This is a genomic window from Chryseobacterium sp. Leaf405, assembly GCF_001425355.1.
GTDB lineage: Bacteria > Bacteroidota > Bacteroidia > Flavobacteriales > Weeksellaceae > Chryseobacterium.
Window position 1 is genome coordinate 21564 of sequence record NZ_LMQN01000019.1, and the last position, 26593, is coordinate 48156.

The window sequence follows — 26593 nt, forward strand, 5'->3', positions numbered from 1 at the left end:
GCTTTTGATAGGAAGTCGCTTCTTTTTTGAATGCTGTATTTAATAATATTTACTGTAATTTACCGATCAACTAATGCAATCGCAGCCATTAATTTCAATTTTTCAGCATGAGAATCGTAAAGTGAAGAATCAAAATTAATCAAAATTTCATATACCAAAACTTTCAAAACCCGTAAATTTGTAGCTAATTAAAATTTTACCGGATGCTTAGGAAAATTTCGATTGCGGCGGCTACATTCTTGTCCGTAATTACAATCAATGCTCAGAAGAACAAAAATACTCAGTTAGAAAGACCGAAATTAGTAGTAGGTTTGGTGGTAGACCAGATGAGATGGGATTATCTATATCGTTTTTACAATAAATATGGAAATGACGGTTTTAAAAGACTTTTAAACACAGGATATTCTCTGAATAATGTTCATATTCCTTATGTGCCCACAGTTACGGCTCTTGGACATACTTGTATTTATACAGGTTCGGTTCCGGCGATTCACGGGATTGCAGGAAATGACTGGACGGATAAGGAAACAGGGCAAAATGTATATTGTACGACCGACGAAAATGTAAAACCTGTCGGAACTGCCAATGCAAAGGTGGGAAGCCATTCTCCAAAGAATCTTTGGTCGACAACGGTTTCAGATGAATTGAGATTGGCAACAAACTTTCAGGGAAAAGTGATAGGGGTTTCTTTAAAAGACAGAGCTTCTATTTTGCCTGCGGGTCACACGCCAAACGGTGCGTATTGGTTTGATGATTCTACGGGGAATTTCATTACGAGTACTTGGTATATGAACGATTTGCCGCAATGGTTGAAAACTTTTAACGCTCAGAATTTACCGGATAAATTGGTGTCAAACGGTTGGAATACATTACTCCCGATCGATCATTATACAGAAAGTGCACCAGACAATTCTTCTTGGGAAGGTTTGTTGGGAAGTTCAAAAACGCCCACTTTTCCTTACAATAATTTGGCTGCAGATTATCAGGCTAAAAAAGACAATATCAGATATACCCCTTTCGGAAATACCTTGACGTTAAAGCTGGCTGAAGCGTCTGTAGAAGGAGAAAAATTAGGAAGTGATGATGTGGTGGATATGTTGGCAATTAATTTGGCTTCAACAGATTATGCAGGTCATAAATTCGGTCCAAATTCTATTGAGGTTGAAGATGTTTATTTAAGATTGGATAAAGATCTGGCGGAGTTTTTCAATTATTTGGATTCAAAAGTTGGAAAGGGGAAATATACAGTTTTCCTTTCAGCAGACCACGGTGGAGCTCATTCTGTGGGATTTTTACAGGAACATAAAATCACCACAGGTTTCTTTGGAGAAGATATGGATAAAAAGATTAATCAAAAGCTGAAAGATAAATTCGGGGTTGATAAGCTGATTAATGCCATTGATAATTATCAGATTTATTTTGATAGAAAACTTTTAAAGGAAAACAAATTGGAGCTGAATGATGTGAGAGATTTCACCGTTAAGGAAATTGAAAATGATCCTAGTGATCTTTACGCTGTTTCTGTTGATAAAGTTCAGGAATCAACCATTCCGGAGCCGATTAAACAAAGAATTATTAACGGAATCAACAGACAGAGAAGTGGTGATATTCAATTGATTTCTCATGATTCTATGCTTCCGCCATATGCAAAAACAGGAACGACGCACAGTGTCTGGAATTCTTATGATGCTCACATTCCGTTGATTTTTATGGGATGGGGAATTCAGCATGGAGAAAGCAATAAACCTTACTTTATGACAGATATTGCACCTACAGTTTCTTCATTACTAAAGATTCAGTTTCCAAGTGGAAATGTCGGAAATCCTATTACCGAAGTAATCGGAAAATAATTTCAAGTAAAGAAAAATATAAATCCTTAACTGTAATGGTTAAGGATTTTTTATTAGTAATAAATTTTTCCGTTATCGATTTTTACGATTTTGTTTTTCTCCATCTTTTTTATGGTTCTTATAACAGTTTCTATCCGCAATCCTGTAAGAGATGCTAGCTGCTGTCTTGTGTAAGGAACCGCAAATGAAAAAGGTTCTTCAAAACCGAAATAGCCTTTAAGGTGAGTCATCAGTTTTTTCATAATAGTAAGCGGATCCATCAAGGAAAGCGGTGCACTTATAACATATCGGTAATGCATCCGATCTGCAGTATACGTGTATAAATCAATCAATTTTTCCGGATTTTGAATCATCAGTTCCCGGAATTTTTCTTTTTCCAGTTTTATAATTTCGCAATCTGTAACGGCAACAGCATTTACGGCATAATTCTTATCGTGAAAGACATACGTTTCAGCTACAGAATGACCGTCAAAGGGGAGTCCGTGGATAAATTCTTTACCATTTTCATGAAAATTAGTAAGTTTAACTGTTCCGGTTTTTATCTGAAAGTAATATTTTACGTTACTTCCTTCTTCAAAAATAATTTCACCAGAATTATAGTTTTGTAGTCTTGCTCCATGGGAAAACAGTAGGTTTTCGCAAACGATCATATTTAGCTGTTTAATTTTTATAAAAATACTAAATAAACGGATTGCCAAAAAATGAAAAGATACCACAAAAGGGAATGTTAAATACCATGTATTATGTTAAATTATTAAAGCTTTATGAATTATAATAGGGTATTTTTAAGAATTAAATGTCTTAAGCTTGTTATATGATATTCTTAGATAAAAAAACTCGCAAAAAAAATCTGCGAGTCTTGATTATTCTAAAAATGATTATTCTTGTTCACTTTCTTCATCCTCCTCATCTTCATATTGTTCCAGAAAATAAGTAAATGTAAAATCTTCCTTTTCTTCTTCAATATCTTCCAACGTAAGCAAAAGATCTTCAAAAATTTCCAGTTGATCTACTGTCATGTTTACAAATTCTATGTGAAGCGGCATTTCTAATTCTCCGGTGATCACATCAGAAAGAGCATCCAGATTATCCCCGAAATGATCAGGAAGCGTAAGCTTTTCCCTTAATTGTGCATAGAAATCCTCAAAATCTCCTATGTCTGTAAAATCTATATATATTGTCTTCATATCGAACTGAATTTCCAGTTTTTATTAATTAAAATTTGTTTACATTTCTTACAAAAATCAGTTTCTTCATCGGTCGGATTTTTACCTTCCGCAGATCTCATAAAACACATTTTTACGGGGCAGTGCTTTAAACCTTGAGTGTGACCAAGCTCATGAATGGCTATTTTAAAAAACTGCTCGTCTGATTTTTTTTTACTTAATCTGAAACTTGATGCAACACATGCTCTCCCAGGTCTGAACCCAAGACCCATTACTCCAAAATCTTTTATTTTCCCTTTTGTTATACTTATATCTTTTGATGTCAAGCCAATGGTGACAAAATTTTCTTTTGTTTTCTTACTCAGGAATGAAATAATAGAATCTGCTCTGTAGCGGTTTCTTTCTTTATAATATATATTTTCAGGAAAATCAATAGGTTTCAGAATTTCTACATTAGGATAGAATTTTTTAATTTGATTCACCACAAATTCTACATTTTTAGGGCTAATATCCTTAAATGGCTGAACCAAAATAGTAATGGATTTTTCTTCCTTTATTGTTTTCTGTTCTTTGTCTGAACAGGAAACAATGAAGGTTAAAAATAAGAGGATATAATAAAAACTACTGCTTTTCAAAACTTTTATAATGGTTTTTAGTCAGATAAACCTCGCCATTTTTAGTAAAAACAATTCGGTCTGCATTTCGGTTTCCGCAATGATAATTGACATCAGCTTCAAAATATTGTTCACTTTGGGGCAATGTTTTTTCTCTGTTGCTAAAATGATCTCCACCAATTGCTTTTCCCGGTAAAACTTCACAAAGATTTCCCTTTGAAGGATCCCAGCCTTGATTTTTAGCTTCGTTTTTTGTGATGTAATAACTGGGAAGTTTATGATTTTGTTTTACATAATTGATCACAGTTTTTTCTTCCGTTAGAGAATATATTTCACTGCTGTTTTGTATTGTGTTGCCTTTTTTCGACTGATAATTAGATGCTGAATTTTCCTTTTTATCAGCAATAAAATTCTTGTAAACATACATCACAGACATTCCGAAAAGAAGTCCTAAACAGATAAAAAACAGAGACCTTATTTTACCATTCATATATTAAAATGTAAATTATTAAATGTGAATTTTTCTTCGTAAATCAACTGTGAATTTAAAATAAAACTGAATATTTGAAAAAATTCCCCGTTGACAATTCATTTGTAAAACAAAATTCACCTTACAGCCTCCATTCCTCCGGAATATCACAAATCGGAATCGGAACCATTTTATGTTTTGCAGCTTTATGCATTCTGTCGAAAATCATGAAAACTTCTTTGTCACGACCTTCATAATCTTCCGCTGCTTTCGTTCCGTATTCTTTCTGAATTTTTTCCAGTTCAGGGTAAGTTGCCCCTATTTGATCTTCATCGGTTCTTTCCGCATCCCAAAGTCCGTCTGTAGGAATTGCATTTTGAATACTTTCGATAAGATTTAATGCTCTTGCCAGTTCGTACACTTCAGTTTTGTAAAGATCAGCAATTGGCGAAACGTCGACACCGCCGTCACCATATTTTGTGTAGAAACCGATTCCGAAATCTTCCACTTTATTTCCTGTTCCGCAAACCAGCAATCCGTGAAGCTGTCCGAAATAATAAAGATTTAACATTCTGAAACGTGATCTTGTATTGGCCAATGCCAGATTATTGCTCCATCTTCCTTCTATATGATCTTCAACGATATTTTCAAAACTTTCGAAAACAGGAGTTAAATTGATCGTTTTTCCCTGTACATTCGGGAATCTTTTCTTTAAATCTTCAATATGATCCTGCGCTCTGCTCACCTGATCTTCTTTTTGACGGATCGGCATTTCCAACAGTAAAACTTCCAGTCCCGTCATAGCGCAAAGTGTGGAAACCACTCCCGAATCTACACCTCCCGAAACACCGAGTACATATCCTTTCACATTAGATTTCTCTGCATAATCTTTTAGCCAGCTTACAATATGGTCTATTACTTTTTGTGTCTGCATTGTTTATATTTTTATCTGTTTTAAATAAGAAACTTCAAAATTAAAAGTTTCATCAGTATATTAAAGAAATTTTTCCTGTTTTAATTCATACCAAAAGCAAATTCCGTCGGGTTCTTTAAATTCCCCTGTCTTTTCGAAGCCTAATTTTCTTAAAATATGATTAGAACCATCATTTTCTGAATGAGCATGAGCATAAATTGTATCAGCTTTTAATTCGTTAAATCCAAATTTGAGAGAAGCTTTTGCTGATTCCAGCGCATATCCTTTTCCCCAATATTCTGGTAAAAATCGATAACCAAGATCGTAAATATGATTGTAACCGGTGATTTCCTGAGTAATCAATTTCAAACCGCTCCAGCCTATCAAAAGTCCGCTTTCTTTTTCAATTACAGCCAATCTTCCAACTCCGTTTTTGACGTATTGTTGCTGAATCATTTCAATAACTTTTTTAGAGTCACTCATGTTGGTAAGAACGGGCATTCCGATGTATTTCATGACTTCTTCGTTCGAGTCCAACAAAAACAAGCGGTCAACATCTGTTTCTTCAAATTTTCTTAAAATCAGGCGATCAGTTTCTATGTACATCTGTTGGTCTTTGTGGTGTTGGTGTTGATGATGGGGAAGGCTTGTTCACTACTTGCTTTCCTCTTTTTATATCTGACTCCTGCAGCGGATTATTTTTAAAATTTAAAATCTCTAAAGCAGGATTTTGTGATACATCCAGACTTTTGATATGATTGTTTTCTATATTTAATGTGGTCAGTTTTTTTAGTCCGCTTACATCAATGCTTGTTAAACTATTTGACGGTACACTCAATTCAACAATTTCGGGGGTATTTTTTAAAGAAATCTGCGAAATTTTGTTTCCGCTAAGATATAAAGCAGATAAACTTCTTAGATTTTCACCTTTAAATGTTAATAAATTACAGGCTTCACAAGAAAACAGCGTAAGATTATCCAGATTTTTCAAATCGAAACCAATAATAATAGAACCGTCAAGAACAACAGTCTGTACATTCTTAAAAAGATTAATATCTTCCGCTGATCTTACCTGTATTTTATTGGAAACGAATAGATTAATTACTTTGTCTGCTTCGGATTGATCGATGCTGCCATCTTTATTAAGGTCAAAATTGGTAAGAACAGCTCTCTCAAAATTATTATCAGTGAACGTCAGTTTTTGTGCATGGAAATAGGAAACGGCAAATAAGGAATAAAGGATGGGAATAATTTTTTTTTTCATCATTAAGTTATGTTTAAATCATTATTTTTGTAGACTTTAATTTCATGTAAAAATATGAAGATTTTCAAAACTATCGCATTTTCTTTACTATTAGTTTTGGGTTTGAGCTCTTGCAAAAAAGAATCTCAGAACCAATGGAAGGTAGAAGTCACAAATCCTGCCGAAAAGGTAGAGATAACAGATATTTCCAAAGAATTTTATGATCAGAGCTTACCGTTGGATCAGTTTAAAACTAAATTTCCGTGGTTTCAGGGAACGGTAAGTGATGCAGATTTTGTGAAAAGAAAAACAGATCAGTCGGAAATTAAGATTTACAAAGAAGCAATCGGGAAAATTGATCAGAAAAAGCTTCAGTCGGACCTTCAAGATTTATTTTCTCATATCAAATATTATTTCCCACAATTCAAGAGTCCGAAAGTATTTTTGTTCTCTTCTGTTTTACAGATGGTTCAGGATCCGATTTTTTATGATGCAAAAAGTAATCTCTTGTTTATAGATGTTACAGGTTTTATGGGAGACGGAAATCCGAATTATAAAGGATTGGAATTGTATTTCCAGAAATCGATGAATCCTAATAATATTGTTCCAAAAGTTTCTTTAATTTTTGCTGAGGGTTTTGTGAAAGAATCTCCGGATCATCAGAAATTTATTGATCAGCTGATCCTTAACGGAAAAATTATGATGCTTCAGGATGCTTTTTTACCAAATTATCCTGATTATCTCAAAATGAATTATACGCAGAAACAATATGAGTGGGCAACAAATAATGAAGCCAATATCTGGAATTATTTCGTTGAAGGTAACCTGATTTTCGGTGACGATCACCGATTAGTAGAGCGTTTCATTACGCCGGGACCGTTTTCAAAATTTTATACGGAAATCGACAACGAATCTTCTCCACAAATTGGAATTTTCACGGGATGGCAGATTTGCAAATCTTATTTTAAGGAAAAACCGGATACAAAATTGGTAGATTTCTTAAAATTAGACGGAACGATTATTTTTAATCAAGCTGGATACAAACCAAAATTAGATTAATTCTACTATAAAAAATACTAATCCTTCAAGAAATTGAAGGATTTTTTTATTTTAAATATTTAAAAAGGCACTACTTTGTATTGCATATTACTATTTTAGTTATATATTTGAAACCAACAAATAATAACCTATGGAAAATGTAATCCAGATTCAAAACTTAAATTTTGAGTTTTCCAAAAATAAACCTATTCTTAAAAATATCAATCTTTCGGTTCCGAAAGGAAGTATTTTCGGTTTTCTCGGAGCTAACGGAGCCGGAAAATCCACGACAATGAAAATGCTGATCGGAAGTATTCCCGACGAAAACAATTCGATTCAGATTTTTAATGAAAAACTTTCAACTCTTTTTCCTGAAGGTTTTAATAAAATAGGAAGTCTTATCGATACAGCGGCTTTTTACGATCATCTTTCGGGTTGGGACAATCTTTTAATTATTTCGAAACTGAGAAATCTCCCTGAATCGGAATGCGAAAGAGTCTTGCATCTTGTCAATCTTTGGGAAAGCCGGAATATGAAGATGAAAAGATATTCTTTAGGAATGAAGCAGAGACTTTCCATTGCTATGACCTTGTTGGGAAAACCGGATTTGTTAATTCTTGATGAACCTGTAAACGGGCTCGATCCCAACGGAATGCTGGAAATGCGTGAACTTTTTATTAAACTTAACAAAGAGGAAGGCGTAACGATTTTTATCTCCAGTCACTTACTTCAGGAAATCGAAAAAATGATTACCCATTTGGCAATTATTTCTCATGGTGAAATTCGTTTTACGGGAAGTATTAAAGATTTAAATGAAATTTACAGATATAATCACATCAGAATCGGATTGAATAATGCTTCAGATTTTATCGCTGTAATTCCAGAAAATTATTCACCAAAAATCTTGGATGAAAACACGGTAGAAATTACTGCAGAATCCAAAGAAGACATCATTCAGCTCGTGAAAAAACTGGTTCAGAATAACGCTGAAATTTTCGAAATTAAAAACAGCGCAGGATTAGAAGACTGGTTCATGGAAATTACTAAAAACTAAAACACAATGAAAAAATTATTAACAGCAGTCGGCACAGAATGGCTGAAAACGAAAGGTCTTGGATTAGTTTATATTGCGATTGTTTTAGGGGCTTTAATTCCTTTATTGGGATTTGTACCGTCATTTTTCAGACCGGAAATAATTCAGGAAGATACCCTTAAATTTTCCATTTTTGAAGATGCGATCGGTGGGGAAGCGTTGAAATATTTCACATTTTTCGTTCTACTTTTATTCATCATTATTGCAGCAAACAGAATTGCACAGACCGATCATAAAAACAACGGCTGGCAACTAATGGAGACACAGCCTGTCAGTAGATTTCAGTTGTATTTTTCGAAATATATCATCTTAATTCTATTAAGTTTTCTGTGTGTTGCTTCTTATTTTATTGTTAATATTATTCTGGCATTAGCAGATTATTATATCCATCCGAATGAGGTAAAATTGATGGATTTTGATTTTATATGGATTATTAAAACTTACATAAGAATCTGTATTACGATTTTAGGAATTGCAGCTCTACAACTTTGTGCTTCTGTAGCTTTTCCTGGATTTATCTGGTCTTTTCTGGTAGGTTCTTTGGGAATTGCATCCAATATTACTTCTTTGGTTCAGAAGCAGTCGTTTTTCTTTAATCCTTACAGTTCGTTATATACATTTTGGAACGCTCCGGAAATTAAAAATCTGAACAGTTTTATTTCTTATTCCGAATATATGAGTGTTTTCTGGATGATTATTTTTATGATTATCGGCTATTTCTGGTATAGCAAAAAAGGGTTTAAAAATGCTTTCCTTAAAAACAAAAAGCAGATTATTATTTCATCGGTTTTGTTCATGGTTGGAGCCGGATTTTTATATATGTTTCAAAAGCCAAAATCTTACAAAAGCAATGGCACTGGAATTATAATGACCGGAAAATTAGAAACTGATCTTAAAATCGATTCCATTAAAATTTATACAACAGATTTCCACAAAAAAATTGGTGCGGCGGCAGTTAAAAATAATAGTTTCAGTTGGTCAACAAAAGAAAATCTCCCATTGGATGAATATTTAATTGAAATTGGAAATAAGAAATTGATTCTTGTGATGGCAGGTGGAGACTGGTTTGATCTTAATTTTAAACTCAACAATACCAAATTGGTTTCTTACATCAAATCCAATAGAAAAGCGGACCAAAAGTATCGGGAAATGGAAGATTCTTTCGGGCGGGAATTTGGTTATGCGCTGGAAGATCAATCTTACAACAACGATCCGAAAAAATTCTATGAATTGGCACAATCCGATTGGAAAGAAAATAAAAGAATCCTGAATGTTTTCGCAGATCCTGCAAATAATGCACTTTCTGATGATTATAAAATGTACAGAAGACAGTTGATGGCAATTCAATATTTAAATGAAATCAATAATTACAGAAAAATGACTTCGTGGAATGATCCTAAATTTGCTCCACCAAAAGATTTTATTACTGAATTAAATCAAAATATCCAAAAACCGACACAACTTTTAAGCAAAAATGATAATTATCTTCAGTTTAAGCTTGATAATTTATTGACCAACAAAGACCAATCAATCGATGCTGACAGTATTCTCTTTGTGAAAATTAATCAACTTCCAAAAGGTTTTGAAAAAGATCAGTTATTGTCGAAACATTTGTCGAAAACGATGGAACTTCAAAGCGACAGTGCTTCAAGAAACAAATTATTTGCTTCGGAAATCAATAAAGTTAACAGCATTGATTATAAAAAAATGTTGTATTCAAAGTTGGAACAGATTAATATGTCTCAAAAAGGTTCTGTATTTTCAGATCTTGCTTTTTTAAATGATAAAGGAAAGACGGTCAATCTTTCAAAATTCCGAGGAAAATATGTAGTGATTGATCTTTGGGCAACTTGGTGTGCACCTTGTAAAAAAATCCGTCCTGTTTTCGAAACAAGAAATAATCAGTATAAGTATTATAGTAATATTCAATTTATCTCTGTAAGCTTAGATCAGGATCAGTCGAAATGGAAAAATTATTTAAAAGCAAAACCTTCCAATATCCCTCAATTTTGGCTGAATAATGCTGAACAATTCATGAGAATGTATAAAATTCAGTCAATTCCAAGATTTTTAATTATCGATCCCGACGGCAAAATATTTAATCTGAACACCCCTTTTCCTGATGAAGATAACTTCGTAGAAATTTTGGATAAACTGAAGAAGTATTAACTTTGCATCAAATTTAGAAACAAATAGAAAGTTATGAGAAAAACTCAGATTACGATAGATGTAGAGCTTGATGAAAACCACATCCCTGAAACAATGACATGGAATGCTCAGGATGGAGGTATTGAAAAAGAAGACACAAAAGCGGTGATGATTTCCGTATGGGATGAAAAAGCAATGGAAGCTCTTAGAATTGATCTTTGGACAAAAGAAATGCCGGTTGACCAAATGAAAATGTTCATGCATCAGATTTTAGTTTCTCTTGGAAGCACGTATCAAAAGGCAACAGGAGAGGAAGATGTAGCAGAATGGATCGAGCAGATCGCTGAGGAATTTGCGATTAAATCTGCCATAAAAATGTAAAAAAAAAATAAGTGTAACAATCTAAAAGTCTAACAATATAACAATCATTGATAAACTGGTAAATTGATACATTGGTAAATTATACAATTATGAATTTTAATACAAAAGTAATACACGGCGGACAACATCATGAATCTGCAACAGGTTCTGTGAATGTTCCGGTTTTTTTAACATCTACATTCGCACAGAAATCTCCGGGAGTACATTCCGGTTATGAATACTCAAGAGCGGCGAATCCTACAAGACAGGCTTTGGAAGACTCTTTGGCAAGCATTGAAAACGGAGCAAGAGGGTTGGCTTTCGGATCAGGTCTGGCGGCAATCGACTGTGTTTTGAAATTACTAAATCCTGGTGATGAGATAGTGGCAGTGGATGATTTGTATGGGGGAACGTACAGAATGTTCACCAGACTTTTCGAAAAATATCAGTTGAAATTTACGTTTGTGAATTTTGATGATGTTTCTAAAATTGCAGACGTTATTACAGATAAAACGAAATTGATCTGGGTTGAAACTCCGACAAACCCATTAATGAAATTGGTTGATATTAAAGCTGTTGTGGAAATTGCAAAAGGAAAAGATATTTTGGTTGCGGTTGACAATACTTTTGCAACACCTTATCTTCAAAGACCAATTGATTTGGGAGCAGATATTGTGATGCACTCGGCTACAAAATATTTAGGAGGTCACTCAGATGTTATTGCCGGAGCTCTGATCGCAAAAGATGCTGAATTGGGAGAAAAACTTCATTTCATTCAGTTTGCGAGTGGTGGGATCTTAGGTCCTCATGATTCTTATTTAGTATTGAGAGGAATTAAAACGTTAGCATTAAGAGTTCAGAGACATTCTGAAAACGGAATGGCTGTGGCGAAATATTTGGAATCTCATCCTGCAGTTGCTCAGGTAATTTATCCGGGATTAGAATCTCATCCACAATACGAATTGGCAAAAGCCCAGATGAAAGATTTCGGAGGAATGGTTTCTTTCACGTTCAAATCGGGTAAAAAAGAAGATGCTATTAAATTTTTAGAGAAAGTAAGGGTGTTCACTTTAGCTGAATCTTTAGGTGGAGTAGAATCTTTGGCAAATCACCCTGCTTTGATGACTCATGCTTCAATCCCGGCCGAAAAACGTGCAGAATTGGGAATCACAGACGATTTGGTTCGTTTGAGCGTAGGAATCGAGGATGCAGAAGATTTAATTGCAGATTTGGAAAAAGCTTTTTCTTAAAATAATATTTAAAATAAAATATAATGAGAAAGATTCAGATTTTGTTGTTTTTAATTCTAAGTCAAATTGCCTGTTCTCAGGTTAAAAATACAGATGAATTGTACAAAACGGCAAAAAAATTAGACAGTCTGATATTTGATGTCGGATTTAATACATGTGATCTTTCTCATTATAAATCAATTGTAAGCAAAGATCTAGAATTTTATCATGATAAAGGAGGTATCACTTCGGGCGAAGAAGCATTTACAGCCTCCATTAAAAACAATATTTGTGGCGGACCAAACAAAGTAAAGCGTGAACTGGTTTCAAATACCCTGAAAGTTTATCCTTTATATAACCAAAATGTTTTGTACGCTTTCATCGAAGAAGGTGAGCATGAGTTTTCCGAATTATATCAGGGAAAATGGAACAAAGGGAGCCGTGCAAAATTTACCATTCTCTGGATTTTAGAGGGTAAAGACTGGAAAATGAAACGTGTTCTGAGCTACGATCATCATTTATAAAATCAAAATATTACTATTACTTATGAATGATTTTCAAAAATATATTCAGAGATATTTAGATTTAATTCCATCTGAAAACTGGTTAGAAGAACTAACAATTTCACAAGAAAAAACTGTTAAAATTTATTCAAATCTTACTGAAGAACAATCGCTTTTCGCTTATGCAGAAGGAAAATGGACTTTAAAAGAACTGCTTTTGCATTTATCTGATACAGAAAGAATTTTCCAATACAGAATTTTAGCTTTTGCAAGAGGTGAAAAATCCGAATTGCCAGGTTTTGATGAAGAAAATTATGCTGCCAATTCTTTTGCAAATGAAAGAAGTTTAACATCTTTATTGGAAGAATATCAATTGATTAGAAAATCTTCTCAAATCTTCTTGGAAACCGCAGATTCCTCAGCTTTAAAGAATATAGGAATTGCCAATGGAAATCAAATCTCATCCGAAACAATCGGTAAATTGATTGTTGGTCACAATATTCATCATTTGAATGTGATTGAGGAAAGGTATTTGTAGAAGGTGTAGAATTTTTTAATTTTATTGTCATTGCGAGGAGCGAAGCGACGAAGCAATCTCATTAATTTTTAAATAGTACACAAATGAAAGCCGGATTTATCTACATTATGACCAACGAAAATAATACTGTTCTTTATACAGGTGTTACATCTAATCTTCCAAAAAGAATTCAACAACATAAAGAAAAGTTTTTTGAATTGAGCTTTATGTCTAAATATAATATAAGCAAACTTGTTTATTGGGAATCATTTCAAGAGATTGGTGATGCTATTTTTAGAGAAAAACAAATTAAAGCTGGCTCAAGGCAGAAAAAAATAAATTTAATAAATTCACTTAATCAAGAGTGGAGAGATTTAGCAGAAAACATTAAGGATATTATGAATCCTTTTTGAGATTGCTTCGTCGCTTCGCTCCTCGCAATGACATAAAACAATGGAAAACATAATTAATATACTAAAATCCGGCGGCACAATTTTATATCCTACCGATACCATCTGGGGAATTGGTTGTGACGCTACAAATATAGAAGCCGTCAATAAAATTTTTGACATTAAAAAACGTGAAAAAAACAAATCGATGATCATTCTGGTAGAAACCGAAAAAAGATTGCAGGATTTGGTTGATGTTCCGGAAATGGCTTGGGAAATCATGGATTTGAGTGAAAAACCGGTAACGATCGTTTACGAAAACCCAAGAGGATTGCCGAAAGAATTACTCGCAAAAGACGGAAGCATAGGAATTCGTCTGGTGAAAGATATTTTTTGTAAAAAATTAATCACAAAATTAAATAAACCGTTAGTTTCAACTTCTGCTAATTTCAGTGGTGATAAAAGTCCGCTAAAATTCTCTGATATTTCATCTGAAATCATCAGTTTGGTAGATTATGCGGTAGAAGAAGAAAGAGAGAAAGTTTCGCAATATTCCGGTTCTTCGGTAATAAAAATCTGGAGTGACAATAGAATAAAAGTTCTTCGCGAATAAAAGAAAAGATTTTAATTATCTTTGCAAAATCATTTAACCATTAAGAAGTCGGAAATTTAGTTTTAAAACTTAAAATCTGATTTCTTAATGGTTTTGAATTAGATAAACGTTTGCAACTTGTATCCGTTGAGTTCTAATATCTAACATTTAATATCTAACAATCTGTCAAAAAAAATGTTCATTAATCTTAATCAAAATAGAAATCTAAAACTTTTCAAACTCATTTCTGAAGTGGCATCTGCAAACAACCAGTCTGTATATATTGTTGGCGGCTACGTCCGGGATTTACTGATGAAAAGAAAAGCTTCTACGGATATTGATTTTGTGACGGAACAAAGCGGAATTGAACTTGCCCAAAACGTAGCAAAGGAAATTGATCCCAAAATGAAAGTTTCTGTTTTCAAAACATATGGAACAGCGATGATTAAATATAAAGATCTGGAACTGGAATTTGTCGGTGCAAGAAAGGAAAGTTATACTGAAAACAGCCGTAAACCCGAAGTGGAAGGAGGAACAATTGAAGATGATCAAAAAAGGAGAGATTTCACGGTTAATGCCATGGCAATTTCTTTACACAAAAACAATTTCGGTGAATTAATCGATCCTTTCAATGGAATAGATGATTTGAAAAAAGGAATTTTAAGAACACCTTTGGAGCCTGCACAAACCTATTCTGATGATCCGCTGAGAATGATGAGAGCGGTTCGTTTTGCTTCGACTTTACATTTTACAATTGAAGAGAATTCTTTAGAAGCAATCAAGCAGGAAGCAGAAAGAATCAAGATTGTTTCGATGGAAAGAATCATGGTTGAATTCAATAAAATCATGCTTTCCAAAAAACCTTCTATTGGCTTAAAATTAATGGAGCAGACAGGTTTAATGAAATTAATTATCCCTGAATTAATTGATCTGAAAGGTGTAGAAGAGGTTGAAGGGCAGACTCATAAAGATAATTTTTACCATACCTTAGAAGTGGTTGATAATATTTCTGAGAATACAGATAACTTATGGCTTCGTTGGTCGGCTTTGCTTCACGATATCGGAAAAGCTCCGACGAAAAAATTTGTCGAAGGAACGGGCTGGACTTTTCACGGACATGAGTTTTTGGGTTCAAAAATGACAAAAACACTCTTCCAAAGACTAAAATTACCGTTGGGACCAGACATGAAATATGTTCAGAAAATGGTGAAATTATCATCACGTCCAATTGCCTTGATTACAGATGACGCTTCAGATTCTGCGCTGCGAAGATTATTATTTGATGCGGGAGAAGACATGGAAGATTTGTTCACGCTTTGTAAAGCCGATATAACGACAAAAAATTCTAAAAAGCAAGAAAAATTCAAGAGAAACTTTGAATATGTTGCAGTTAAAATTAAAGAAGTTGAAGAAAAAGATCAGGTGAGGAATTTCCAGCCACCTATTTCCGGAGAAGAAATTATGACAATGTTTAATCTTAAACCTGGTCGTGAAATCGGAATTTTAAAGGAAAAAGTAAAAGAAGCTATTTTGGAAGGCGAAATCGGAAATGATAGTGCAGAGGCAAGAAATTTTGTAATTTTAGAAGCTGAAAAGTTGGGGCTAACACTTGCTTAAAATGTTTTTCGGGACATTTGATTACATAATTTTAACAATCATTTTCCTCTTCAATTTTGGAGTTTGGAAATATAAAATAATTAAAAAACGTAACTGGATAGTAAATCTAGTTACGTTTTTGTTCTTCGGGCTCGTTTTTCCGATCTTTTCTATTCATTTTGAAATTCAAAAAGCTATAAAAGGTCAGCCATTTGTCGATAATTTTACACTTCTATATACTTATTTCAGGTTTCCTATTTGGTGGATTATTGGAAGTATAGAATTTTTGATTCTTAAGAAAATTATCAAAAAATAAAAAACCTCTTTCAGTTAAATTTGAAAGAGGTTTGCTTTTATAATCTGACTGGATTTATCTTGATATTACCAGTTTTAGATTTTGTTTAGTGACATTGTTATCAGTTTGAATGATATAATTTCCATTAGGTAAATCAGAAATGTTGAATATCTTGTTAACTGTTTTGCCTTGTTTTACCAATGATCCGCTAACACTGAAAATTTTCAAAACAACATCTTTGCCTGTATTGATTTTAATAAAATCTGATGCAGGATTAGGATAAATACTGATTTTATTTTCTGGTTGCTGAGTTTCTACAGTTGATAAATTAGCCGCAGTAAATTCATTGATTACACCCACTGCATCCAAATCAAAACCTGATGAACCAAAAGGTGTAGGGAACGGATCTATTGCAATATTTCCAAAACTGTCATACGTTCTATATCCTTCGATATTGGTACCTACCACATCAATAATTTTTACGTGAGTGATTTTTGTTTTGTCCAAAAGCGGATTATCAGGAAGATCACTGATGTCGAAAGGCGTTCCGTAGTTTGAAATATACTTTCCTGCGAAATTATTAAGGTATCTTGCATCCATAGTTGCATAACCGGAACCTCCCTGATCTGGAGCATTTTGTATATAATCTGAAGGATATTCATTATGAGATGGAAAACGGAAGAAATTAATTCCGTCTGAACTTACTTCTACAAAGGCTAACTCTAAAAATGCTTTTCCTGTGACATTTGAATTAAAACCGTTTTCAAATACGGCAAAATCAAAATTTGGTCCATTGGTAATTGGTTTTGAGAAAGTAAGGATAGCTGTACCTCCGTCTCCTAAACAAACAACAGATCCGTTGGATGCTCCTATTGCATTGGCATCAACACCAACATTGGCAAGTGCTCCTGAAGTTCCGTTAATCTGCTGTGGACCGCGTACAATGGTAGCGCCCGTTGCCCAAGATTTAAAAAGAGTACTCGTACTGATAATAGCCGTAGATCCTGCAGCACCAACCTGTGGAGCATAACTTTGGGCATTTATAAGATAAGCAGAAAAAAACGAAGCTGTTATAAATAAATTTTTCATTGTAATTAATTTAATTTTTCACCAATTATTTAACGATGAACTTTTCTGTTTTCTGAGTGTTTTTAACTGAAATCTGAATAATATACGCTCCCTTATTCAAGTCTGAAATTGCAATTCCGTTCTTATAAGTTCCTGCTTTTACAAGTTTTCCTGAAATATCAACAATTTGATATGAAGCCGCATCTGCATTTTTAATGTAAAGTACATCTGATACAGGGTTTGGATAAATTGAAATTGCATTGCTCAGCTTATTTTCTGCAATCGCAAGGTTAGCAGGTGTGAATAAGTTTTTATAAACATTATTGGCACCGATAGTGGTAGAGAATGTATTTAACAAAGTTCCTGTTAAACTATATACATTCACAGTAGAACTTGGGCCGAAGCTGTTTGCATTCCCTTGGAAAATTTTTCCGTCGATCGCTGCGAAACCGTAGAAATCACCATAACTCGTGCTCGGAGTTGTCGTAAAAATAGGAGTACTGCTGAATGTCGCTAAATCTGTGTTTAAAGAATACACACTGGTAACTCCCGCAATATAAAGTTTTGTTGCGTCTGATGTAAATTTAAGAGCCTCATAATCTGATGGAGGTACTACCGTAGCATTTGCGATGCTTGCTGCTACCGTATCTGTAGTAGTATTAATTTTATAAACCGTTGATCCTGTTAATCCTGTACATAATGCGAAAATATCATTTCCAATGACCGTAATAGACTGCAATCCGCTGCTTAGAGTGATGGTTTTAATAATGGTGTCCGTTGAAGGATCAATCACCTCAATACTGTTTCCTGCACGGTACGATGATTTGTTTACATATACTTTTCCGTTTACCGTAACGATTTCTTCAGGATTTTCACTTAAAGGAATACTTGTAATATATGCTAAAGTTGTCGCATTGTGCACCGAAACGTGTGCAGAAGATGTTCCCCAATTGCTGGTATATATTTTTCCGTTCGCAATGGTTGTATATCTTGGCTGTACAATGTTGTTGGTAATCTCTGCAGATTTTACAAAACTTGCTCTGTTGGTTACCACTACTTTGTTGGAATTGTTTAAAACTAAGTAAGATTTATCTCCATTGAAATAAATAGACTGTAAAATATCTCCCAATGCCTCGTCGTTGTTGGCTAAATGGTAAACATTATTGGTAACATTATTGTTAGCATCGATGTAAGAAATTTCTCCTGTCGGAGAGCCATAGTTTCCTTCGTTAGCAACGATATAACCGTTTGAATACTGTGCAGATGTCAATACAAAACCTGCAACGGCAAAACTTAGCGAAAGAAATTTAGAGTAAAAGTGTTTCATTGTTGTTAAATTATTTTAATTATTTATATAAAAAAGTTAGGTGTCCGGGTATATCTCCGGTTTGGACTTTCCATTTCAGTTTTCCGAATTTGTTGTAGCAGAAAAGCTCGCCGGATGAGGTGTAATCTTTAGCATCGCCAATAAAAATATCTCCATTTTCAGGATTGGCAGCGATGCCATAAGGTATCACAATATTGTTCTGTGTTCCGTCGGTAATGAAATTATCGCTCATGGTAGCAAACGTATCGGTATTAATGATTCCGTAACCGTTTGCAGTTCCTGAAGAGGTGTAGATATAACTGAAATAATACAGTCTGTTTTCGATAATAGAGAAATCACTTACGGGAATATTAATTTCCTTTACAACCTGATCGGTTTGAGGATTCAGTACATATATTTTAGGCGAAATATTTGAAAAATTTCCGCGTGAGGTTATCCAAAGTTTTCCGGTGTCGTCTTTTTTAATTTTACTTAAATTGATCGCCACAGGAATTTTTTTAATCTCCGTAAAAGTATTCAGATCAATTACGGAAACGGTATTGTCATAATCAGGATAGCTGTACCCTCCGGAATTGGCAACGTATAATTTATCTCCAATAACTTCAAGCTCATCGGGTTGTTTTCCGACATATACCTGACCGACAATCTGTAACGTGTTTACATCTACTTTCACTACATAGCCAGGCTGGGAAGCTCCCACCGCACCGCCGTAAGAAGTAATGTAAGCATAATCTTTATGGAAATTAATGAATCGGCAGTTCTGCACCGGAATTTCACCGATATGTTTCGCCGTTTTCGCATCCATCACTTCAATATAATTGGAAACATTAATGACAGCATATAATTTGTCCTTATAAACTTTTATATCATTACCGACATCACCAAGACTGTTAACTACGGTTGGATTCTGAGCATTATAATAATTTTTGGTAAATGTTCCTGTCGTATAATCAAAGTAATCAATCGAAGCCTTGTTGCTTCCCATATTCCCTTCGTTGAGTACATAAAGACCTTTAATATCAATATCTTCCGGCTCCTGCACTCCGGAAACACTCGCTCCGTAGTTCACATAATCATAATCTTCTCTACACGAAAAAATAGTAAGAATTAAAAAGAAGGCTGATAATAAATGTAATTTTTTCATAATAAAATCTTACTGTTAAAACATTATTCTTAAGTTAACACGGTAGTTTCTCCCCGGCATTGCATAATTCTTAATCACACTGTAATTCTGATTCAGAAGATTATTGACTTCCAGTCCCAGTCTGAATTTCCAGTTTTTCAGATTAAATTCTTTCGTCCCGGAAATATCGCTGCTGTACCACGGCTGTTCGTAGTTTTCAGGAATATTTTGAGACATATTATAACGTTCTCCCACATAGATATAACTGTAGTTGAGTTGCCAATCTTTATACGTAAGTCCGAGCAACATACTGCCGTTATTCTTTGCGGTATAAGGAATTTGATTTCTGTAATAAGACGTGATTTCGCTTTTCGTGATATTTAGCGCTTGCGTAAAAGTATATGTAAACCTGCTGCTGAAAAGAAGATTATCCGCAATCAGCCAGATTGCCTGTGCTGAAACATCGGCTCCTTTTATTTCTACTTTACCGAGATTCGACATTTCCCAACGGAAAGGCTCTCTGGCAACCGCAACAATTTTATTATGAACTTTATTATAATAAGCATCAGCAATGATGTTGATGTTTTTTAATATTCCTTCTTGAAAATCTTTATTAAAAGTAAATCCTAAATCATATTGATTGGTAAATTCCGGCTTTAGCTGAGAACTTCCAATATCTGCATAGTACAGATCGTTGAAAGTTGGCATCCTAAAAATTCTTTTGTAAAATCCGTGAATTTTAAAGTCAGCCGCAAACGGTTGATAAGATGCAAATACGGTAGGTGTAAATTCCGAACGGTTTTCAGGAATTGAAAAATTTGTATTCTCGATTTTTTCCTGAACAAAAGTTCCCAAAATACTTCCTTGTAATTTAACCTTTTTAAGATCAAGTTGTGTTGCCAAAGCAATCAGTTCTGTATTCCTTTGTGGGTAGGCAAATTGCCTTAAATTCGCATCTAATGTATTGTATTGATAATCTGCAGATAGATTGATTTTCCAGAATTTATAAGGAGAATATTGATGAGCCGTTGAAAAATAAAATTCCTGCTGTTTATAAGTATTGTCAATTAGAATCGGAGTTCCGCCGGGATTATCATTGTAATAATGAGTATAATCATCCGCAAATTTTGAATTAATCAAAAACTTATATTTTGGAGAAATTTCTTTTTCAAAACTTCCCTGCACAAAAAAGTTTGTATCCCATTGTCTGCTCGAAGGAATTGCTCCATTCTTAATGATAGCTCCGGGTATGCCTCTTTCAGAATCGTAATAATAGGTTTTCAGTTTCCAGCTTCCATTGTTTATTTTACCGAAAACTCCAGCTTCTGCCCGCAAAGCTTCTATGTCGCCGTTTTCCCTGATTCCCTGGCGTTCCCAACCCAAACTTCCGTCAGGTAAAGCTACCCTCTGGTAATATTTATATTTTCCGTCTCCCGTTAGATATTCAGTATTTAATGAGAGACTGATCTTATCACTCAATTTTTGTTCAAATAAGATGGAAGGATTCACAACACCGAAAGATCCTGAGCGGTAATTCAGGTTAACATTAGTCTTTTTTGAACCTTTAAAAACAGGAGTTCTGCTTTGTAAATATATGGATCCCGATGAACCGAAATCTTTTGCTGCCTGAAAAATTTCACTTTTCTGACCGTTGTAAAGAGAAATCGATTCTAAATTATCTAAAGAAAATCTTCCTAAATCTACCGTTCCGTTTTGAGCATTTCCAATCGGAATTCCGTCATAGAATACACCAACATGCTGTGATCCCATCGCCCGGATATTAACCGTTTTCATCCCGCCGATCCCGCCATAATCCTTGATCTGTATACCGGAAAAATATCGCACAGCATCCGCTACCGAAGTACTGTTGAGTTTTTCCAGTTCCGTACCCGAAAGTTTTTGAGATGAGATAACTCCGGTTTCCTGACGCTTCATATTGATAATAATACTCTCAATCACTTTTGTATTAACAGTATCATTCTTGCTACTTTGCGAAAAAATAGAAATAGGAGTTGCCAACAAAAAAATCAGCGCAGGAGAGTAAAAATGTTTATTCATTCAATTCTTATAAAAGCTCTTAAACAGCTTAATGAAATGATATGAATAGATGGAAATAACCTATATTGCGAATACAAATAGGGTTAATCCGACTATGCCTCACTCCACGAAAGCTTCATCTATGATCAGTTTAAAAGGTATCTGACTTGCAATATTTTATATATTGCTCACAGTAGCGGGTCTGCTTTGGATTTTCACCAAATTCCCTTTTTAAACTGTTGCAAATTTAAGTTTTTAATTATTACTTGGCAATGAGAAATTGTTAAATTATTCTTTGATTTTTTGAAAATTCTATAAAGTGAAAACGGAATTGAAATCCTAAAAATATTATGAATTCTGTATTTTAAATGAAATTATACTGATAATACTACAAAAACGTCGAGTCAAAATAAAACGGCAACAAATCTTTAATTGCATGCACTTTAAAGACTTCTTCATTCATACTTGAAAAATAAAGGTCAATATTTTCGTTTTGTTTTGTTTCATATTCCATTAAGCTCTGTCTGCAGGCACCACATGGCGGAATTGGAGGATTTTTCTCATGGAATTCTTTCGGACCTCCTACAACGAAAATCTTTTTAATCTTAACATCCGGAAAATTAGCGGCAATCCAGAAAAGAGCCGTTCTCTCAGCACAAAGCCCAGAAGGATAAGCGGCATTTTCCTGATTGTTTCCGGAATATATTTCACCATTTTCCAGTAAGACAGAACAACCTACCCAAAAGTTTGAATAAGGCGCATAAGCATTTTCACGAGCCTGTTTTGCTCTTTCGAATAATTCTTTTTCAACATCACTCAGTTCGCTGCTATTCTTAAAATATTCGTAACTGATCAGAGTTTCTTTTTTCATATATTGTGGATTCAAAAAAGGGGAGTAAATTTACTTCTTTTTCATGAGGTGGGCAATATAATCTCATTCTTCAAAATTTTAACAAAAAAATAGTAGTATCAAAATGTTATATACTTCAATCAAATTCAGAAATGTTGAGTTGAAAAACCGTTGGGTAATGTCGCCAATGTGTATGTATTCTTCCGAGAACGGACTTGCCAATGATTTTCATTTTGTGCATTACGGAAGCAGAGCACAGGGCGGAACAGGTTTAATTATAGTAGAAGCATCAGGTGTAGAGCCTAACGGTAGAATCACCAATCACTGCATGGGAATCTGGAATGATGAACAGGCAGAAAAATTGCAGAAAATTGTGGAATTTGTTCACAAAAACTCCGAAAGTAAAATAGGAATTCAGTTGTCGCATTCAGGAAGAAAGGGTTCGACATGGAATAATGTTCAAATTCCTATTGAAGAAGGTTGGGAAACAGTTGCGCCAAGCCCGATTCCTTATCATCCCACGGAAAGAATTCCTCATGTTTTAACGGCTGAAGAAATTAAAGAACAGGTTCAAAACTTTAAAGATTCTGCAAGAAGAGCAGTAAAAGCTGGTTTTAATGTGATTGAAATTCATGGAGCGCATGGATATCTTATTCATCAGTTTTTATCACCACTTTCAAACATCAGAACCGATGAATATGGCGGAAGTTTTGAAAACAGAATCAGATTTTTAATTGAAATTGTGGATGCTGTTAATGAAGAGCTGAACGAAAATGTTGCATTGTTTGTAAGAATTTCCGGAACAGAATACGCAGAAAATGGTTGGGACATTAATGAAAGTGTGGAATTAGCAAAAGTATTAAAGAATCATTCTGTTGACTTGGTTGATGTTTCCAGTGGTGGAAATATTCATGGTGTGAAAATTCCACTTTTTGAAGGATATCAGGTTCCGTTATCTTCTCAGGTAAAAAATGAAGCAGAAATAAAAACTGCGGCGGTGGGTCTAATTACAAAAATAGAGCACGCAGAAGAAATTCTACAAAAAGGAGACGCTGATTTAATTTTTATTGCAAGAGAAATGTTGAGAAATCCATATATTGCGGTTCAGGGTTCTTTTGAAACAAACGAAGAATGCTTTTTTCCTCATCAGTATTTAAGAGCGAAAATTTAAGTGTATTAAAAAAATAATATGAAAGTTGAAGACTTCTTGTTGCCTTGCCCCATCAAGAGATTTTTCGGAGTAGAGTGTCTTGGCTGCGGAAGTCAGAGAGCAATTTTGATGGTTTTCAAAGGTCAGTTTTCAGAAGCTTTTCATCTTTATCCTGCAGTGTATACATTGTTGATTTTCTTTGGAATTTTGGTGGTAAGTTTCATTGATAAGAAAAGGAAATATGGTAATATATTGATTGCTTTGGCTGTAATAAATTTAATTATAATGGTCACTTCATATTTTTATAAACACTTTTTACATTAGATAATTTAAAAAATAAAACTAAAAAGATCGCTCATGGCGGTCTTTTTGCAATTAAAAATGTTAATGATTCTTAAAAATTAAATCAAAAATCGTAGAATTACTACAGAATGTAAAACTCAGTGTTAAAAATTCTCTCAATTAAATTCTGAAACTTATATTTGTGGTACCATCATAATGAAAGTCGAATATTAATGAATAAAATTTACAAGTATGGCAGCAAATTCTAGAGGAATTTTAAAATTCAACGGAGGGGAAGGACAAAAATTATTAAAACTGAACTACAGCGTTTCCCGATCTACGGATGTTTCGGGTAGAGTAGCTTCAGATCCTTCCAACGCAATTATCAAAGTAACAGTAGAAGCAACGGAAAAATCAGATATTCTGGAAAGTTTACTGAACGGAAAATATAAACCGACAAAGGGAGAAATTTCTTTTAATAAATCTCACGAAGAAGGAACGTTGATCACATTAAACTGGGAAAACGGTTATGTGATTCAGCATGAGGTAGATTTCGATGCTATTGACAGTAACAATATGTTGATCAGTTTTGTAATCAGCGCAGAAGAGATCACTTACGGAAACTCTGAGTACAAAGGACTTTGGCCATCCAGCTAAGTCTTTATTAAATTAAGAATGAAAATTTTTAATAAAAGGTTTTCAACAGATATTCTGAAATTATTTTCAAAAGGGAAATCGTTATCTCTGATTATGAATTCCCTTTTGCTGAATAATTTTTAGTTTAAAAACACACATCAAACACAAAATTATGTCATCCACACCTGAACACAATGGGAGTGCACCATTCCGTCCGACACAAAATGCAGACGGAATTTCTGCAAATCATCATATTGGAATTAACCGTCTGGTTAAGCTTTCGGTTGTTATCGAAGGTAAAATTATCAAGCACTACAAACATTTTACGCTAAAACAAAGTGCACAACGTCATCATGAGTTTAAACTTACGCTGGCTCACGATGCTTTGGGTGATCTTCAAAACCATACGTTGGAAGAAGCGAATAAATTTCTTGGAAAACGTTTAACAGCGGTAATTTCCTATAAAGATATTGAAAGCAGCCCGGAAAGAACTTTTGTTGGAGTTATCACAGGGGTAGGTTTCAGTCAGGAAAAGATGAGCTTGGGAAATATTGTACTTTCTGGTTATAGCCCAACCATTTTATTGGATGGAGCTCCTCATATCCAAAGTTTTGGAGGAAATCAACCAGTGAATATGGGAATGATTGCCGAAGAAGTTATCAAACAAGGAATTGATAAAAGCAGGTTTGATGTAAGAATTGATACCAATGATTATTCGCAGATTATTTATAGCAGTCAATACAACGAAACCCATTACAATTATCTGGCGAGAATGGCTGAAGCGTATGGCGAACAGTTTTATTATGACGGTGAAGTTTTACATTTTGGAAAGCTTCCGGCTCAGAATAAACCCATTCAATTAACCTACGGAAGCAGTGCCAATGATATTAGAGTAGAATTAAAGGCTGTTCATACCAAACCGCAATTCTACGGTTACAACAGCAACAAAAATGAAAAGCTGGTCTCAGGAGAAACTCCGGTTCAACATGTGAGTGATCTGGCAAAAACCGCTTATGCTCACAATGACAAAATTTATAAAACACCTTCGCTTCAAGTTGCTCCAATTAAGGCTACAACGCATTTAGATGTGGAATATTCTCAGAAAAGTACGGCGGGAAGTGCTTCTGTAAATGTTTTTTCTATTGCAGGAAACACGACGGTTCCTTTTTTGCATCCAGGCTGTATTGTAGATGTTCAGATGAGAAAAATGGATTCCAATGAAACATCTTATTTTACCAAAATAATGGCAACGGAAGTTACCCATGAAATCGATACTATCGGTCATTATCAGGGTACTTTTGAAGGAATTGCTGCAGATACCGGATTTTTACCAAAACCCGATTTTACGGTTCCCAAAGCAGAACCGCAAACGGCAGTCGTTGTCTCCAATACGGATATTGAGGGACAGGGAAGAATTCAGGTGAGGTTCGATTGGCAGACGAATGATACCACGCATTTTATCAGAATGATGAGTCCTGATGCCGGTGGAACAGATCAGATAACCCAAAACAGAGGATATGTGGCAATTCCGGAAGTTGGAGATCAGGTGATGGTGAATTTCGTTCACAACCATCCAGACAGACCTTTCGTCATGGGCGGAATGTTCCATGGAGGAATTGGATTAGGTGGCGGAATTAATAATCATCTTAAATCTATCCAAACCAGAAGTGGAATCCGAATTTTAATGAATGATGAAGAAGGAAGTGTAAAGATCGTTGATCCTAGTGGTAATATCTATTTCATGGATGGGAAAGGAAATATTAGCTTAAATGCTCCTAAAAATTTCACATTATATGCGGGAGAAAATATTAATATCACTGCCGGAAAAGAGATTGTTGTTGATGCAGGTGAAAGTATTTCAAGTACTGCTAACCAGAATATCAATTCTACAGCAGGAAATGACATTGTTCAAAATGCGGCGGGAGATATCAGAGAATCTTCGGATACCAGAACAGAAATGGTAGAAAAAGAATTCTCCCGACAGTCTGAGACTTCTAATGAAATAGCCGGAGAAATTTCTATGTTTAGCGAGTTGGAAAATATGACCATGCAAAGTGGTAAGATTGTAGAATTCAATAGTGCTGAAAAATCTAAACTTTTCTGAT

Annotated in this window: 27 protein-coding genes and 1 riboswitch; of the genes, 15 read left to right on the plus strand and 12 right to left on the minus strand. The window is 34.4% G+C overall.

Annotated features, from left to right (window positions below):
- Positions 1–203: 203 nt before the first annotated feature.
- Positions 204–1850, plus strand: coding sequence for an alkaline phosphatase PafA (gene pafA / locus ASG22_RS18810; RefSeq protein ID WP_055987968.1), 1647 nt, complete (start codon positions 204–206; stop codon positions 1848–1850).
- A gap of 53 nt (positions 1851–1903) precedes the next feature.
- On the opposite strand, the gene ASG22_RS18815 is transcribed toward pafA, so the two are convergent.
- From ASG22_RS18815 to ASG22_RS18845, 7 genes are all read right to left on the minus strand, one after another.
- Positions 1904–2500, minus strand: a complete 597-nt coding sequence (locus ASG22_RS18815; RefSeq protein ID WP_055987971.1) for a Crp/Fnr family transcriptional regulator — start codon at positions 2498–2500, stop codon at positions 1904–1906.
- Between the two features lie 228 nt (positions 2501–2728).
- A complete protein-coding gene (locus ASG22_RS18820) occupies positions 2729–3037 on the minus strand; it encodes a barstar family protein (RefSeq protein WP_055987973.1) in 309 nt (102 codons plus the stop codon).
- On the minus strand, positions 3034–3651 hold the full coding sequence (locus ASG22_RS18825; RefSeq protein ID WP_055987975.1) for a matrixin family metalloprotease: 618 nt from the start codon (positions 3649–3651) through the stop codon (positions 3034–3036). Before ASG22_RS18825 ends, ASG22_RS18820 begins: the two co-directional genes overlap by 4 nt.
- The gene (locus tag ASG22_RS18830) at positions 3638–4120 is read right to left on the minus strand and encodes a ribonuclease domain-containing protein (RefSeq protein WP_055987977.1); all 483 of its coding nucleotides are present in this window, start codon (positions 4118–4120) and stop codon (positions 3638–3640) included. Before ASG22_RS18830 ends, ASG22_RS18825 begins: the two co-directional genes overlap by 14 nt.
- A 121-nt stretch (positions 4121–4241) precedes the next feature.
- A complete protein-coding gene (nadE, locus tag ASG22_RS18835; RefSeq protein ID WP_055987979.1) occupies positions 4242–5033 on the minus strand; it encodes an NAD(+) synthase in 792 nt (263 codons plus the stop codon).
- A gap of 60 nt (positions 5034–5093) precedes the next feature.
- On the minus strand, positions 5094–5618 hold the full coding sequence (locus ASG22_RS18840; protein WP_055987981.1) for a GNAT family N-acetyltransferase: 525 nt from the start codon (positions 5616–5618) through the stop codon (positions 5094–5096).
- The gene (locus tag ASG22_RS18845; RefSeq protein ID WP_131726216.1) at positions 5602–6279 is read right to left on the minus strand and encodes a leucine-rich repeat domain-containing protein; all 678 of its coding nucleotides are present in this window, start codon (positions 6277–6279) and stop codon (positions 5602–5604) included. Before ASG22_RS18845 ends, ASG22_RS18840 begins: the two co-directional genes overlap by 17 nt.
- Before the next feature lie 51 nt (positions 6280–6330).
- Between ASG22_RS18845 and ASG22_RS18850 the strand changes: the two genes are divergently transcribed.
- The 10 genes from ASG22_RS18850 to ASG22_RS18895 all read left to right on the plus strand — a co-directional run bounded on the left by ASG22_RS18850 (position 6331) and on the right by ASG22_RS18895 (position 15741).
- Positions 6331–7314 (plus strand): gliding motility protein GldB, encoded by a 984-nt coding sequence (locus ASG22_RS18850; RefSeq protein WP_082505052.1) that lies wholly within the window; start codon positions 6331–6333, stop codon positions 7312–7314.
- Positions 7315–7444: 130 nt separating this feature from the next.
- The gene (locus tag ASG22_RS18855) at positions 7445–8347 is read left to right on the plus strand and encodes an ABC transporter ATP-binding protein (RefSeq protein WP_055987985.1); all 903 of its coding nucleotides are present in this window, start codon (positions 7445–7447) and stop codon (positions 8345–8347) included.
- A gap of 6 nt (positions 8348–8353) precedes the next feature.
- A complete protein-coding gene (locus ASG22_RS18860) occupies positions 8354–10555 on the plus strand; it encodes a thioredoxin-like domain-containing protein (RefSeq protein WP_055987987.1) in 2202 nt (733 codons plus the stop codon).
- A 33-nt stretch (positions 10556–10588) separates the two neighbouring features.
- Positions 10589–10915, plus strand: a complete 327-nt coding sequence (gene gldC / locus ASG22_RS18865) for a gliding motility protein GldC (RefSeq protein WP_055987989.1) — start codon at positions 10589–10591, stop codon at positions 10913–10915.
- A gap of 89 nt (positions 10916–11004) precedes the next feature.
- On the plus strand, positions 11005–12144 hold the full coding sequence (locus tag ASG22_RS18870) for a cystathionine gamma-synthase (RefSeq protein ID WP_055987991.1): 1140 nt from the start codon (positions 11005–11007) through the stop codon (positions 12142–12144).
- A gap of 23 nt (positions 12145–12167) precedes the next feature.
- The gene (locus ASG22_RS18875) at positions 12168–12647 is read left to right on the plus strand and encodes a DUF4440 domain-containing protein (protein ID WP_055987993.1); all 480 of its coding nucleotides are present in this window, start codon (positions 12168–12170) and stop codon (positions 12645–12647) included.
- Between the two features lie 22 nt (positions 12648–12669).
- Positions 12670–13164: a DinB family protein gene (locus ASG22_RS18880; RefSeq protein WP_055987995.1), complete on the plus strand. Its 495-nt coding sequence runs from the start codon at positions 12670–12672 to the stop codon at positions 13162–13164.
- Positions 13165–13247: 83 nt separating this feature from the next.
- A complete protein-coding gene (locus tag ASG22_RS18885) occupies positions 13248–13556 on the plus strand; it encodes a GIY-YIG nuclease family protein (RefSeq protein WP_055987997.1) in 309 nt (102 codons plus the stop codon).
- A gap of 40 nt (positions 13557–13596) precedes the next feature.
- Positions 13597–14145, plus strand: coding sequence for an L-threonylcarbamoyladenylate synthase (locus tag ASG22_RS18890; RefSeq protein WP_055987998.1), 549 nt, complete (start codon positions 13597–13599; stop codon positions 14143–14145).
- A 174-nt stretch (positions 14146–14319) separates the two neighbouring features.
- Positions 14320–15741, plus strand: a complete 1422-nt coding sequence (locus ASG22_RS18895) for a CCA tRNA nucleotidyltransferase (protein ID WP_055988000.1) — start codon at positions 14320–14322, stop codon at positions 15739–15741.
- 349 nt (positions 15742–16090) lie between these two features.
- On the opposite strand, the gene ASG22_RS18905 is transcribed toward ASG22_RS18895, so the two are convergent.
- From ASG22_RS18905 to ASG22_RS18925, 5 genes are all read right to left on the minus strand, one after another.
- Positions 16091–17104, minus strand: coding sequence for a T9SS type A sorting domain-containing protein (locus ASG22_RS18905; protein ID WP_055988004.1), 1014 nt, complete (start codon positions 17102–17104; stop codon positions 16091–16093).
- Positions 17105–17129: 25 nt separating this feature from the next.
- The gene (locus tag ASG22_RS18910; RefSeq protein ID WP_055988006.1) at positions 17130–18410 is read right to left on the minus strand and encodes a T9SS type A sorting domain-containing protein; all 1281 of its coding nucleotides are present in this window, start codon (positions 18408–18410) and stop codon (positions 17130–17132) included.
- Positions 18411–18429: 19 nt separating this feature from the next.
- Entirely contained in the window at positions 18430–19554 is a 1125-nt protein-coding gene (locus ASG22_RS18915) for a YncE family protein (RefSeq protein WP_055988008.1), read from the minus strand.
- A gap of 15 nt (positions 19555–19569) precedes the next feature.
- Complete coding sequence (locus ASG22_RS18920) at positions 19570–21591, minus strand: TonB-dependent receptor plug domain-containing protein (RefSeq protein WP_055988010.1); 2022 nt, start codon at positions 21589–21591, stop codon at positions 19570–19572.
- 114 nt (positions 21592–21705) lie between these two features.
- Positions 21706–21845, minus strand: a riboswitch (cobalamin riboswitch).
- 113 nt (positions 21846–21958) lie between these two features.
- On the minus strand, positions 21959–22441 hold the full coding sequence (locus ASG22_RS18925) for a cytidine deaminase (protein ID WP_055988012.1): 483 nt from the start codon (positions 22439–22441) through the stop codon (positions 21959–21961).
- A 103-nt stretch (positions 22442–22544) separates the two neighbouring features.
- Here ASG22_RS18925 and namA point away from each other — a divergent pair, with 103 nt between their 5' ends.
- From namA to ASG22_RS18945, 4 genes are all read left to right on the plus strand, one after another.
- Positions 22545–23591 carry an NADPH dehydrogenase NamA gene (gene namA / locus ASG22_RS18930; RefSeq protein WP_055988014.1) on the plus strand — a complete coding sequence of 349 codons (1047 nt, stop codon included), beginning with the start codon at positions 22545–22547 and terminating at the stop codon, positions 23589–23591.
- Positions 23592–23609: 18 nt separating this feature from the next.
- Positions 23610–23894 (plus strand): DUF2752 domain-containing protein, encoded by a 285-nt coding sequence (locus ASG22_RS18935; RefSeq protein ID WP_055988017.1) that lies wholly within the window; start codon positions 23610–23612, stop codon positions 23892–23894.
- Between the two features lie 210 nt (positions 23895–24104).
- Positions 24105–24509 carry a type VI secretion system tube protein TssD gene (gene tssD, locus ASG22_RS18940; RefSeq protein WP_055988019.1) on the plus strand — a complete coding sequence of 135 codons (405 nt, stop codon included), beginning with the start codon at positions 24105–24107 and terminating at the stop codon, positions 24507–24509.
- Positions 24510–24660: 151 nt separating this feature from the next.
- A complete protein-coding gene (locus ASG22_RS18945) occupies positions 24661–26592 on the plus strand; it encodes a type VI secretion system Vgr family protein (protein WP_055988021.1) in 1932 nt (643 codons plus the stop codon).
- The last annotated feature ends 1 nt before the right edge of the window (position 26593 follow it).

What these genes read in the sequence shown, in the direction of transcription:
- namA (WP_055988014.1), top strand. Translation starts at nt 22,545, where the DNA reads ATGTTATATACTTCAATCAAATTCAGAAATGTTGAGTTGAAAAACCGT.
- ASG22_RS18920 (WP_055988010.1), bottom strand. Translation starts at nt 21,591, where the DNA reads ATGAATAAACATTTTTACTCTCCTGCGCTGATTTTTTTGTTGGCAACT.
- ASG22_RS18840 (WP_055987981.1), bottom strand. Translation starts at nt 5,618, where the DNA reads ATGTACATAGAAACTGATCGCCTGATTTTAAGAAAATTTGAAGAAACA.
- ASG22_RS18855 (WP_055987985.1), top strand. Translation starts at nt 7,445, where the DNA reads ATGGAAAATGTAATCCAGATTCAAAACTTAAATTTTGAGTTTTCCAAA.
- ASG22_RS18875 (WP_055987993.1), top strand. Translation starts at nt 12,168, where the DNA reads ATGAGAAAGATTCAGATTTTGTTGTTTTTAATTCTAAGTCAAATTGCC.
- ASG22_RS18925 (WP_055988012.1), bottom strand. Translation starts at nt 22,441, where the DNA reads ATGAAAAAAGAAACTCTGATCAGTTACGAATATTTTAAGAATAGCAGC.
- ASG22_RS18895 (WP_055988000.1), top strand. Translation starts at nt 14,320, where the DNA reads ATGTTCATTAATCTTAATCAAAATAGAAATCTAAAACTTTTCAAACTC.
- ASG22_RS18890 (WP_055987998.1), top strand. Translation starts at nt 13,597, where the DNA reads ATGGAAAACATAATTAATATACTAAAATCCGGCGGCACAATTTTATAT.
- ASG22_RS18910 (WP_055988006.1), bottom strand. Translation starts at nt 18,410, where the DNA reads ATGAAACACTTTTACTCTAAATTTCTTTCGCTAAGTTTTGCCGTTGCA.
- nadE (WP_055987979.1), bottom strand. Translation starts at nt 5,033, where the DNA reads ATGCAGACACAAAAAGTAATAGACCATATTGTAAGCTGGCTAAAAGAT.
- ASG22_RS18915 (WP_055988008.1), bottom strand. Translation starts at nt 19,554, where the DNA reads ATGAAAAAATTACATTTATTATCAGCCTTCTTTTTAATTCTTACTATT.
- ASG22_RS18820 (WP_055987973.1), bottom strand. Translation starts at nt 3,037, where the DNA reads ATGAAGACAATATATATAGATTTTACAGACATAGGAGATTTTGAGGAT.
- ASG22_RS18860 (WP_055987987.1), top strand. Translation starts at nt 8,354, where the DNA reads ATGAAAAAATTATTAACAGCAGTCGGCACAGAATGGCTGAAAACGAAA.
- tssD (WP_055988019.1), top strand. Translation starts at nt 24,105, where the DNA reads ATGGCAGCAAATTCTAGAGGAATTTTAAAATTCAACGGAGGGGAAGGA.
- ASG22_RS18905 (WP_055988004.1), bottom strand. Translation starts at nt 17,104, where the DNA reads ATGAAAAATTTATTTATAACAGCTTCGTTTTTTTCTGCTTATCTTATA.
- ASG22_RS18945 (WP_055988021.1), top strand. Translation starts at nt 24,661, where the DNA reads ATGTCATCCACACCTGAACACAATGGGAGTGCACCATTCCGTCCGACA.
- ASG22_RS18870 (WP_055987991.1), top strand. Translation starts at nt 11,005, where the DNA reads ATGAATTTTAATACAAAAGTAATACACGGCGGACAACATCATGAATCT.
- ASG22_RS18885 (WP_055987997.1), top strand. Translation starts at nt 13,248, where the DNA reads ATGAAAGCCGGATTTATCTACATTATGACCAACGAAAATAATACTGTT.
- ASG22_RS18845 (WP_131726216.1), bottom strand. Translation starts at nt 6,279, where the DNA reads ATGATGAAAAAAAAAATTATTCCCATCCTTTATTCCTTATTTGCCGTT.
- ASG22_RS18850 (WP_082505052.1), top strand. Translation starts at nt 6,331, where the DNA reads ATGAAGATTTTCAAAACTATCGCATTTTCTTTACTATTAGTTTTGGGT.
- ASG22_RS18935 (WP_055988017.1), top strand. Translation starts at nt 23,610, where the DNA reads ATGAAAGTTGAAGACTTCTTGTTGCCTTGCCCCATCAAGAGATTTTTC.
- pafA (WP_055987968.1), top strand. Translation starts at nt 204, where the DNA reads ATGCTTAGGAAAATTTCGATTGCGGCGGCTACATTCTTGTCCGTAATT.
- ASG22_RS18880 (WP_055987995.1), top strand. Translation starts at nt 12,670, where the DNA reads ATGAATGATTTTCAAAAATATATTCAGAGATATTTAGATTTAATTCCA.
- gldC (WP_055987989.1), top strand. Translation starts at nt 10,589, where the DNA reads ATGAGAAAAACTCAGATTACGATAGATGTAGAGCTTGATGAAAACCAC.
- ASG22_RS18815 (WP_055987971.1), bottom strand. Translation starts at nt 2,500, where the DNA reads ATGATCGTTTGCGAAAACCTACTGTTTTCCCATGGAGCAAGACTACAA.
- ASG22_RS18830 (WP_055987977.1), bottom strand. Translation starts at nt 4,120, where the DNA reads ATGAATGGTAAAATAAGGTCTCTGTTTTTTATCTGTTTAGGACTTCTT.